12 protein-coding genes, 2 tRNA genes and 1 riboswitch are annotated in these 9,827 nt (G+C 51.5%); of the genes, 13 read left to right on the top strand and 1 reads right to left on the bottom strand.

What is annotated here, in order from left to right:
* The 3 genes from FGQ86_RS10465 to FGQ86_RS10455 all read left to right on the top strand — a co-directional run.
* The coding region (locus FGQ86_RS10465; protein WP_347562504.1) for a hypothetical protein at positions 1-1,806 on the top strand (1,806 nt) is incomplete at its 5' end.
* Between the two features lie 103 nt (positions 1,807-1,909).
* Positions 1,910-2,491, top strand: a complete 582-nt coding sequence (locus FGQ86_RS10460; RefSeq protein ID WP_033127094.1) for a hypothetical protein — start codon at positions 1,910-1,912, stop codon at positions 2,489-2,491.
* 59 nt (positions 2,492-2,550) lie between these two features.
* A riboswitch (FMN riboswitch) is annotated at positions 2,551-2,703 on the top strand.
* Between the two features lie 131 nt (positions 2,704-2,834).
* On the top strand, positions 2,835-3,470 hold the full coding sequence (locus FGQ86_RS10455) for an ECF transporter S component (protein WP_033127093.1): 636 nt from the start codon (positions 2,835-2,837) through the stop codon (positions 3,468-3,470).
* Between the two features lie 139 nt (positions 3,471-3,609).
* Here FGQ86_RS10455 and FGQ86_RS10450 read toward each other — a convergent pair whose 3' ends face one another.
* Complete coding sequence (locus FGQ86_RS10450) at positions 3,610-3,972, bottom strand: VOC family protein (RefSeq protein ID WP_033127092.1); 363 nt, start codon at positions 3,970-3,972, stop codon at positions 3,610-3,612.
* 124 nt (positions 3,973-4,096) lie between these two features.
* On the opposite strand from FGQ86_RS10450, the gene FGQ86_RS10445 reads away from it, so the two are divergent.
* The 10 genes from FGQ86_RS10445 to FGQ86_RS10400 all read left to right on the top strand — a co-directional run bounded on the left by FGQ86_RS10445 (position 4,097) and on the right by FGQ86_RS10400 (position 9,626).
* On the top strand, positions 4,097-4,624 hold the full coding sequence (locus FGQ86_RS10445) for a YcxB family protein (protein WP_033127091.1): 528 nt from the start codon (positions 4,097-4,099) through the stop codon (positions 4,622-4,624).
* Positions 4,625-4,628: 4 nt separating this feature from the next.
* Entirely contained in the window at positions 4,629-5,066 is a 438-nt protein-coding gene (gene tsaE / locus FGQ86_RS10440; protein WP_033127090.1) for a tRNA (adenosine(37)-N6)-threonylcarbamoyltransferase complex ATPase subunit type 1 TsaE, read from the top strand.
* Between the two features lie 25 nt (positions 5,067-5,091).
* A complete protein-coding gene (gene tsaB / locus FGQ86_RS10435) occupies positions 5,092-5,796 on the top strand; it encodes a tRNA (adenosine(37)-N6)-threonylcarbamoyltransferase complex dimerization subunit type 1 TsaB (RefSeq protein ID WP_033127096.1) in 705 nt (234 codons plus the stop codon).
* Between the two features lie 4 nt (positions 5,797-5,800).
* A complete protein-coding gene (gene rimI, locus FGQ86_RS10430) occupies positions 5,801-6,244 on the top strand; it encodes a ribosomal protein S18-alanine N-acetyltransferase (protein ID WP_033127089.1) in 444 nt (147 codons plus the stop codon).
* Between the two features lie 106 nt (positions 6,245-6,350).
* The gene (locus FGQ86_RS10425) at positions 6,351-6,590 is read left to right on the top strand and encodes a hypothetical protein (RefSeq protein ID WP_033127088.1); all 240 of its coding nucleotides are present in this window, start codon (positions 6,351-6,353) and stop codon (positions 6,588-6,590) included.
* 1 nt (position 6,591) lies between these two features.
* Positions 6,592-7,506: a ribonuclease Z gene (locus FGQ86_RS10420; protein WP_033127087.1), complete on the top strand. Its 915-nt coding sequence runs from the start codon at positions 6,592-6,594 to the stop codon at positions 7,504-7,506.
* 19 nt (positions 7,507-7,525) lie between these two features.
* Positions 7,526-8,554 (top strand): tRNA (adenosine(37)-N6)-threonylcarbamoyltransferase complex transferase subunit TsaD, encoded by a 1,029-nt coding sequence (gene tsaD / locus FGQ86_RS10415; RefSeq protein ID WP_138303955.1) that lies wholly within the window; start codon positions 7,526-7,528, stop codon positions 8,552-8,554.
* A gap of 5 nt (positions 8,555-8,559) precedes the next feature.
* Positions 8,560-9,300: a 2-C-methyl-D-erythritol 4-phosphate cytidylyltransferase gene (ispD, locus tag FGQ86_RS10410; protein ID WP_138303952.1), complete on the top strand. Its 741-nt coding sequence runs from the start codon at positions 8,560-8,562 to the stop codon at positions 9,298-9,300.
* Between the two features lie 102 nt (positions 9,301-9,402).
* Positions 9,403-9,488 (top strand) — tRNA-Ser (locus tag FGQ86_RS10405).
* A 48-nt stretch (positions 9,489-9,536) separates the two neighbouring features.
* Positions 9,537-9,626 (top strand) — tRNA-Ser (locus FGQ86_RS10400).
* Positions 9,627-9,827 lie beyond the last annotated feature (201 nt).

Below are 9,827 nucleotides of genomic sequence, written 5' to 3'. Positions count from 1 at the left end.
GTGCAGAACTATTCCGTACTTACACAGTATGTGCCGGCAGGCTATCAGATGACAGCAAGTGGCGACTTCTATGCGGAAGACGGCGGAAAACTGGTTGTCAATATTGAAAAGATTGCTGTCTCCTCGACCATCAACGTAGTATTTGTGGACGAGAATGGCAACAATCTTGGCGGCGGAGATTTTACTGTTGACGCAGATGGCGATGGGATTTTCAATCTGTCTGAGCTGACTGTGCCGGAAGGATACGCTCTTGCTGTGACAGGAGATCAGTTTGTCTCAGAATATGTGGGCAAGACAACTACTCTTACAGCGAAAAAGGTTTTAAAATCTTCTATCATCAGGCTGCAGTTTGTAGATGAGAATGGAAATACAGTGGGCGGCGGAGATTTTTTCGTTGACGCGGACGGCGATGGAATTTTCAACTGGAAAGAGATAGAAGGACCGGTAGGCTACAGGCTGGCTGTTACTGGAGATGCTTTTGTGAAGGACTACTCAGCAGTCGAGGCGTCTGAGGTCAGGGTTGAGAAGATCGACAAAGGTACGATTATCAATGTTACATTTACAGATCCTCAGGGCAACAGCCTTGGTGGCGGCGACTACCTGGTAGACCTTGACGGGGATGGAATTGCCAACTACTCTGAGCTTGCGCTTCCTGTCGGATATAAACTGAACGAGACAGGTGATTTCTTTGTGGAAGAAGGCGCACACTATACAATTGTGCTTAACAGGGAAGGTGCTGCGATAATCCATGTGGTATTTAAGAGCGAAGGCGGCAAGAATCTCGGCGGAGGCGACTACTTTGTAGATGCGGACGGCAACGGTATTGCCAACTATTCAGAACTCACACTCCCGGAGGGCTATGAGCTGAAAGAGACAGGTGATTTCTTTGTAGATACAGAGAAGATCTATGAGATCACTCTGAATAAGGAGATTGAGGGAACGATCATCAATGTAGTATACGTAGATGAGGATGGCAACAATCTCGGTGGAGGCGATTATTTTGTTGACAAGGATGACGACGGTATTGCCAATTACTCTGAGCTTGATCTCCCGGAGGGCTATGAACTGAAAGAGACAGGAGATTTCTTTGTAGTCCCGGGAAAATCCTATACGATCGAACTGGCGAAGATCCAGGAAGGCAAGATGATCAATGTCGTGTTTGTAGACGAGGATGGCAACAACCTCGGCGGTGGGGATTACATCGTAGATGGGGATGGCGACGGTATTGCCAACTACTCTGAGCTCGATCTTCCTGTAGGCTATGAGCTGATTGTGACTGGTGATTTCTTTGTGGAAGACGGAGGAAAGTATACGATCACTCTGAAAATGCGTGAGACGATTTTAACAGTGACTTTTGAGGATACAGAAGGTAATGTGGTCGGGAAGGAGACTCTGGAGGCAGGAGTGCCTGGCTCACCAGAGGATACGCATCACTTTGTGCTTGGAGAGGATTTCCAGCTTCCTGAGGGATACCAGCTTGCCGATGGTGTGGACCAGATCACAAATATTGAGATTCCCTACGGTTCTGTAGGCGGACATACGATGATTGTTGAAAAAGTAGCTTCTGAAACTCCGGAAGATCCGACAACACCCGAAGAGCCTGAAAATCCTCAGGCTCCAGAAGACGGCAGCAAGGGTGAGACAGTCAGCACATCTGAAGAGTCCAAAAAGGCTGATTCAAAGAACGCAGAGGATAAGAATACTGCGCCCAGGACAGGTGATACATCTTACGCAGGTGCAGCAGCAGCGGCGGCAGGTGTGAGTCTTGCAGCAATCGCGGCAGTGATCGCTAAAAAACGCAAATAAGCGGCAGCACAGTTTGCGCAGAAAAGTTAAATGATCCATAACAAAAATATTGCCAAAAATCCGTGTGTTTTTTGGCAATATTTTTTTGGAAAGGGACTGACAAATGAAGATGAAGAAAAGTTTTTTGCGGGCAGTAAGCCTGCTCCTGATTGTGCTGGCCCTGACGGGGTGCGGCGGCAGTGGGGAAAATGAAAATGATGCAGAAAAGGTGGACGACGGCTATCAGGGACGCGATACAAAGGGGTACGGTCATATGTATGATCATATGCCGGACTCTAATGTCTCTTATTCTGAAGAAGATACAGAGCATATACGGCAGTCCATCAATGCCTGGGCGGAAGGTGTTCTTTTGTCGGGGAGTGATGTGGACGAAGAGACGCGGCAGATGACAGAGCAGGGATTGTATGAGTGTATTGTTTCTGAGGATGATCTGGAGAGGGTAAAGGAAGACAGGAAGGTCTTTTACAGCGGAAACGTACAGGTTAGCCAGACCAACACAGAAGTGACGCGTGCCGTAAGGACGAGATATGACAAAAAGGATGTGGGCGAGGTTGACTGCACGGTCACATTTGAGGGATTAAGGGACGGACAGCCTTTCGTGAGGATATACAGTCTGACTTTGGTGATCAGCTATGAAAATCAGAGTGCGTCTGTCTATGAGATCGGAGAGATTGACTGGAAATAAAAAATAAAAACTCTTGCAAACAGCTCCATAAAGAGGTATAGTATTATCGAAATAAGGAATAAAGTCTTCGGGGTCGGGTGAAAGTCCCAACCGGCGGTATAGTCCGCGACCCGCGAACACATGGATGCGCTGCAGAGCATGGGAGATGTGTGAACGGCTGATTTGGTGAAATTCCAAAACCGACAGTAAAGTCTGGATGAGAGAAGAACTATGCGATATTATTTAGAGAACATTTTATTTCATGACTCCGATATTCATATGGATATGGGAGTTTTTTATTGCATAATTCCAAGAAGATTTTCTTTCCTGCAAAATATTTTATTCATCAAAGGAGAGAAAGAAAATGAGTACACAGGTTATGAACAACACAAATGCAAAACCGCGGGCAGGGGTCCGCACCATCGTACAGGCAGGCATGCTGGGAGCGATCGCCGTTGTGCTGATGCTCTTCGAGATCCCGCTGCCCTTTGCCCCCTCCTTCTACGAGATTGATTTCAGCGAGGTGCCGGTGCTGATCGGAACCTTTGCAATGGGGCCGGTGGCCGGGGCATCTATCGAGCTTGTGAAGATCCTTCTGAACTTTATCATCAACGGCACAACGACAGCGGGCGTAGGCGAGATGGCCAACTTTCTGATTGGGTGCGCGCTTGTGGTGCCGGCCGGCATTATCTACCGCAGAAAGCGCACAAGAACAGGCGCCATCATAGGCATGGCTACAGGCACTGTGTTCATGACGCTGATCGGATGCCTTCTGAACGCCTATGTGCTCCTTCCGGCTTACGCCACAGCCTTCCAGATGCCTATCGACGCGCTGGTGGCCATGGGCACAGCGGTAAACGGAAGCATCAACAGCCTGCTCACATTTGTGGCGTTTGCTGTGGCTCCCTTTAATCTTCTCAAGGGAGTGCTTGTATCGCTGATCGTATTTCTCATTTACAAGAAGATCAGCCCTGTTTTCCGCATGAACAGTCAGGCGTAGGGACAGATGCGACAGGTATAAAAGAGCTGAAAAAAGATCCGGACTGCAGACACACGGGGCAGTCCGGATCTTTGTATGAGCGCTTATCCATTTTTTATCCTTTGCCTGGCCCGGCTCTTGAGGGCGGCTGGGAACAGATCTAGGGGCAGATCTCCAGCCAGTAGCCGTCCGGGTCAGAGATGAAGTAAATGCCCATGGCTTCGTTCTCAAAGCAGATGCATCCCATCTCCTTGTGGAGCTGGTGAGCCTTCTCGAAATCGTCCGTGTGGAAAGCCAGGTGGAATTCATTGTCCCCCAGATTGTAGGGCCTGTCCATGTCCCTGAGCCAGGTGAGCTCCAGAAGGTGGGGGGTGACGCCGTCTCCCAGGTAGACGAGCTTGAAGCTCCCGTCCTCGGCCTCCGTCTGCCGGGTCACGGTAAGGCCCAGGGCCTTCTCGTAAAAATCAAGGGATTTTTCCAGATCATATACATTGATATTGTTGTGATAAAATGTAAACTTCAATTCAGGGTGCCTCCTTTAAATCGTAATTATCTGCCTGACGCAGTCTTTAATTAAGTATATCATGTGTAGCCGAAGAAAAAAAGATATGCTATAATGTTCCACATAGATGTAAAGGAGAGCTGGGATGGAAAAGGAAAAGAAGGAGATATGGGCGCAGATCACGCTGGACGCGGAGGCTATCACTGAATTTATGATGTATCAGATTTATACAGGAGGAGCGGGCATAGCCGTGCTGGCGCTGGGAGCGCTGAACGCGGGGCTGGCGGTGGCTTTTGGGATACGGAGAGAATGGTTTATGATGCTGCTCTTTGCGGTGTTTGCCCTGCTCCTCTTCTTTGGTTTCCCGGCGGTGATCAAAAACAGGGTGTCTGTCCTGCAGGGGCAGAAGAAATTTGTAAAGCCTGTGGAATACATTTTTGACCAGGAGGGCATAAGGACAATGGCGGCTGAGAGGGAAAAGAGAGTGCCCTGGGAGAATGTGAAAAAGGCGGTATCCAGAAAGCACATTCTCATTCTCTATGACGAGAAAAAGCATGCCATGGTGCTGCCCATCTCCCAGCTCGGGGATGACTATGGGGCGGCGGTGGACATGATCACGGCCCATGTGCCCCAGGCGGCTGTGAGCATCAGAAAAAGTCAGGACAGGAGATAAACGAATGGTATTTGAGTCGAACAGTGAAAAAGATACCTTTGATCTGGGGCGCCAGATCGGAGAGAAAGCCGTGCCCGGTGACGTCTACACCCTGGTAGGCGACCTGGGAGTCGGGAAGACCGTGTTCACGAAAGGACTGGCAAAGGGCCTTGGTATAGAGGAGCCTGTCAGCAGTCCCACCTTTACGATCGTCCAGATCTACGAGGAGGGCCGCATGCCTCTCTATCATTTCGACGTGTACCGGATCGGTGACGTGGAGGAGATGGAGGAGATTGGATACGAGGACTGCATTTACGGGGAAGGTGTCAGCCTGATCGAGTGGGCAGACCTGATCGAGGAGATCCTGCCGGAGCACTATGTGGAAATAAAGATAGAGAAAGACCCGGGCCGGGGCTTTGATTACCGCAGGATCACTGTGGAGGAAAAAGGCCATGATCGATAATCATACAGATAAGGAAGATGCAGCAATGAGGATATTAGCACTGGACAGCTCCGGGCTGGTGGCTTCGGCGGCCGTCCTGGAGGAAGAGCAGACAATCGCGGAATACACAGTCAATTACAAAAAGACCCACTCTCAGACACTCCTTCCCATGGTGGATGAGATAGCCAGGATGATCGAGTTGGACCTGAAAACGCTGGACGCCATCGCGGTGGCGGCTGGCCCGGGATCCTTCACCGGGCTTCGGATCGGGTCGGCCACGGCGAAGGGGCTGGGGCTGGCCCTGGACATCCCGCTGATCCATATTCCCACACTGGAGGGACTTGCCTACAACATGTACGGCGTGTCGGAGCTGGTGTGTCCTCTCATGGACGCCAGGCGGAAGCAGGTCTACACGGGTATTTACTCCTTTGAAGGGGGATTTTCCACAGTCATGGACCAGTGTGCCATCCCTGTGTCGGAGCTGGCGGACCGGCTGAACGAGCTGGGACAGGCGGTGATCCTTCTGGGGGATGGAGTCCCGGTATACAGGGAGACCCTGGAGGGGAGGCTGTCGGTTCCCCACACATACGCGCCGGCTCATATGAACAGGCAGAGAGCGGCCTCAGTGGGAGCTCTGGGGATGGAGTATTACAGGCAGGGCAGGACGGAGACGGCCGCCCAGCACGCACCGGATTATCTGCGGGTGTCCCAGGCTGAGCGGGAGAGGGCGCAGCGGGAGAAAAAGGAGTAGGAACATGCTAGTGATCAGAAAGATGAAAGAGACAGATATCCCCGCTGTGGCCAGGCTGGAAGCGGAGATATTCCCGGATCCCTGGAGTGAGAGGGCGCTGATGGACAGCTACAGACAAAAGCAGACGCTGCTCCTTGTGGCCTATGAGGATTACCAGCTGATCGGGTACCTGATCATGTATTATGCTTTGGAGGATGGAGAGATTGCCCGGATCGCTGTAATCCCCCGAAAGAGACGGCAGGGGGTAGGCGCCCGGCTTCTTCTGGAGCTGGAAAATCTCTGCGAGATAGGGGGGATCACAAGGCTGCTCCTGGATGTGAGAGAGAGCAATGGACCGGCTATTTCCTTCTATACGGATTACGGGTTCGTGCAGGACGGCGTCCGAAGGAGATTTTACAGCGATCCTGTGGAGGACGGCGTGCTGATGAGCCGTGACCTGGGGAAATAGCTGTCAGAGGAGGAAGCAGTTCCCACTATGACGGGGCAGTTCATCCATATATAATGTAGGCGTAACAGAAGAACAATCCTGTGAGATACCATTTAGGAGGAAATGTATGCGCCAGTATGAAATGATAGAAACAAGAGAAACTCAGAGAAAAATAAAAAAAATAATCTGTAATAAATGTGGAAGAGAGATCCCCACAGAAAAGGGGGAGCCGAGAGCGGATTTCCTCTCTGTGGAAAAGAGGTGGGGGTACTTTTCCGAGAAGGACAACCAGGTGGACGTCTTCGATCTCTGCGAGGAGTGCTACGACGCCCTTGTCGCCACATTTGTTATTCCGGTAGGAGAATAGAATGTTAGATGTATGTTTAGTTGGAACGGGAGGGATGATGCCCCTCCCTTATCGCTGGCTGACCGCTTTGATGGTCCGCTACAACGGGAGCAGTCTTCTTATCGACTGCGGGGAAGGAACCCAGATCGCCATCAAGGAGAAGGGATGGAGCTTTAAGCCCATCGATGTGATCTGTTTTACCCATTATCACGGGGATCACATCAGCGGACTGCCCGGCCTTCTGCTCACCATGGGAAATGCGGATCGGACGGAGCCCCTCACTCTGATCGGCCCAAAGGGGCTGGAGAGAGTGGTGAACGCTCTGCGGGTTATTGCCCCTGAACTTCCCTTTAAAATCCGGTTTCTGGAGATTACGGAGCCGGAGCAGACATTTGAGATGAACGGATACCGTCTGAAGGCCTTCCGGGTCAACCACAATGTGCTCTGCTACGGCTACACGCTGGAGATTGACCGGGCGGGGAAATTTGATGTGGCCCGGGCTCAGGCTGCGGACATTCCCCAGCGTTGCTGGGGCCTGCTCCAGAAGGGAGAGACCGTGGAATATGAAGGGCGGACGCTGACACCGGACATGGTGCTGGGACCTCCCAGGAAGGGGCTGAAGGTCACCTACTGCACGGATACCCGGCCTACGGATTCCATACGCAGCAACGCCAGACACTCGGATCTGTTTGTCTGCGAGGGAATGTACGGGGAGAAGGATAAGCAGAAAAAGGCTAAAGAGTACAAGCATATGACGTTCTACGAGGCGGCCCGCCTTGCGAAGGAGGCGGAGGTGAAGGAGATGTGGCTGACTCATTACAGTCCCTCCCTCAATCACCCGGAGGAGTTTTTGAATGATGTGAGGGAAATCTTTCCCAATACGGTGACGGCCAGAGACGGCAGAACGATGGAACTGGTATTTTCAGATGATAAATAGGAAGGCAGAGGCAAGTGAAATGAACGAAGAGAAAGATATTCTTATCCTTGCGATAGAGAGCTCCTGTGACGAGACGGCGGCGGCTGTCGTCAGAAACGGCAGGGAGATCCTCTCGAATATTATATATTCACAGATCGACCTCCACACGCTGTACGGCGGAGTGGTGCCGGAGATCGCGTCCAGAAAGCATATCGAGAAGATCAATCAGGTCATAGAGAAGGCGCTGGCGGAGGCCGGCGTTTCCCTGCGGGACATAGACGCGGTGGGCGTCACCTACGGCCCCGGACTTGTGGGAGCCCTCCTTGTGGGTGTGGCGGAGGCCAAGGCCATCGCCTACGCGGCAGGCAAACCACTGGTGGGAGTGCATCACATTGAGGGACATATTGCGGCCAATTTTATCGAGCACAAGGAGCTGGAGCCGCCCTTCCTCTGTCTGGTTGTCTCCGGCGGGCACACCCATCTTGTGCGGGTCAGAGACTATGGAAAATTCGATATCCTGGGACGGACCAGGGACGACGCGGCAGGGGAGGCCTTTGACAAGGTGGCCCGGGCCATTGGACTTGGCTATCCGGGAGGCCCAAAGATCGATAAGGTGGCAAAGGAGGGGAATCCGGACGCCATCCAGTTTCCCAGAGCCCGCGTGGAGGATGCGCCCTACGATTTCAGCTTCAGTGGTGTGAAGTCGGCAGTCCTCAACTACATCAATGGCTGCCGTATGAAGGGGGAGACCTTCAGTCAGGCGGATGTGGCTGCTTCTTTCCAGAAAGCGGTGACGGATGTGCTGGTTGGGAATGCCATGCACGCGGTGGAAGAATTCGGCGTGGATAAATTTGCCATTGCAGGAGGCGTGGCCGCCAACAGTGCGCTTCGTCAGGCGATGGCACAGGCCTGTGAAGACAGGGGGGTTAAATTCTACTATCCCTCTCCCATTTATTGTACAGATAACGCGGCCATGATCGGTGTGGCCGCCTACTACGAATATAGAAACGGTACCAGACACGGCTGGGATCTCAACGCGGTTCCCAATCTGAAGCTGGGCGAGAGGTAAAGAGGATGGACAGAGAGGCCGGGACAAAGAAAAGATGTACCGCTATTTTGCTGGCGGGAGGACAGGGGAAGAGGATGGGCTCGAGGATACAGAAGCAGTATCTTCTGATTCAGGACCGCCCGGTCCTCTTTTATTCGCTTCGCACATTTGAGAGGTCAGAGGTGATCGATGACGTGGTTCTGGTGACCGGGGCGGGGCAGACAGAGTATGTCAGAAGAGAATTTGTGGAAAAATATCATTTTACAAAAGTGACCCACATCGTGGAGGGAGGCCGGGAAAGGTATCACTCTGTGTGGGAAGGCTTGAAGGCGGTGCGGGCTGAGGGTGATCTTCAGGACAGGTATATTTTTATCCATGACAGCGCCAGACCCTTCCTGACAGAGGAGATCATTCGGAGGGCATACTGCGATGTGCAAAAATATCATGCCTGTGTGGTGGGTGTCCCGAGCAAGGATACAGTAAAGATTGTAGATGAGAAGACATTTTCCAGGGAGACGCCTGATCGGAGGTTTGTGTGGATTATCCAGACTCCCCAGGTCTTCGACGCTTCTATCATCCTAGAGGCGTACGCAAAAATGATGTCCCGGGACAAGATACAGGCCACGGACGATGCCATGGCTGTGGAGAATGAGCTCCGTATTCCTGTTCACATGACAGAAGGGAGCTACGAGAACATCAAGATCACGACTCCGGAGGATCTGGACATAGCGAAAGTGTTTGTAAAGAGGTGCTTTCCGGATCTTTGACAGGAAAATCCAAAAAACTTAAAATTTTGTATTGACTCAGGTTTTTCAGTGTGATAAAATAACCAATGTCGCTGAGAAAGCGACATGAAAACAAACCAACGTGGAGAGGTATCGAAGTGGTCATAACGAGGCGGTCTTGAAAACCGTTTGTCCGCAAGGGCGCGTGGGTTCGAATCCCACCCTCTCCGCTTCATATTGAATAGACGAAAGTCTATGTGATATGAAAAGGGCAATTTGGAGAAGTACCCAAGCTGGCCGAAGGGGCTCCCCTGGAAAGGGAGTAGGTCGTTAACAGCGGCGCGAGGGTTCAAATCCCTCCTTCTCCGCTTATAATAGCATCGGTTCTGAGAACTGAAAATGATGTCAAAAAAACTTGAAAAAAGTTCTTGACAACAGAAAAACAAAATGCTATTATAGACAAGCTGACTCGCGAGAGACAGCGAAAGACAAAAAGAACCTTGATAACTGAACAATAGACAACGACCCTGAAAATTTCTAAGAGAAATATTCAGAACGGAAATCAGACC

It is taken from the genome of Clostridium sp. BSD2780061688st1 H5 (assembly GCF_005845155.1).
GTDB lineage: Bacteria > Bacillota > Clostridia > Lachnospirales > Lachnospiraceae > Claveliimonas > Claveliimonas intestinigallinarum.
Note: the sequence above shows the minus strand (reverse complement) of the source record. Positions and strands in the feature narration are given on the sequence as shown.

What these genes read in the sequence shown, in the direction of transcription:
- FGQ86_RS10455 (WP_033127093.1), top strand. Translation starts at nt 2,835, where the DNA reads ATGAGTACACAGGTTATGAACAACACAAATGCAAAACCGCGGGCAGGG.
- ispD (WP_138303952.1), top strand. Translation starts at nt 8,560, where the DNA reads ATGGACAGAGAGGCCGGGACAAAGAAAAGATGTACCGCTATTTTGCTG.
- tsaD (WP_138303955.1), top strand. Translation starts at nt 7,526, where the DNA reads ATGAACGAAGAGAAAGATATTCTTATCCTTGCGATAGAGAGCTCCTGT.
- FGQ86_RS10425 (WP_033127088.1), top strand. Translation starts at nt 6,351, where the DNA reads ATGCGCCAGTATGAAATGATAGAAACAAGAGAAACTCAGAGAAAAATA.
- FGQ86_RS10460 (WP_033127094.1), top strand. Translation starts at nt 1,910, where the DNA reads ATGAAGATGAAGAAAAGTTTTTTGCGGGCAGTAAGCCTGCTCCTGATT.
- FGQ86_RS10420 (WP_033127087.1), top strand. Translation starts at nt 6,592, where the DNA reads ATGTTAGATGTATGTTTAGTTGGAACGGGAGGGATGATGCCCCTCCCT.
- FGQ86_RS10445 (WP_033127091.1), top strand. Translation starts at nt 4,097, where the DNA reads ATGGAAAAGGAAAAGAAGGAGATATGGGCGCAGATCACGCTGGACGCG.
- tsaB (WP_033127096.1), top strand. Translation starts at nt 5,092, where the DNA reads ATGAGGATATTAGCACTGGACAGCTCCGGGCTGGTGGCTTCGGCGGCC.
- rimI (WP_033127089.1), top strand. Translation starts at nt 5,801, where the DNA reads ATGCTAGTGATCAGAAAGATGAAAGAGACAGATATCCCCGCTGTGGCC.
- tsaE (WP_033127090.1), top strand. Translation starts at nt 4,629, where the DNA reads ATGGTATTTGAGTCGAACAGTGAAAAAGATACCTTTGATCTGGGGCGC.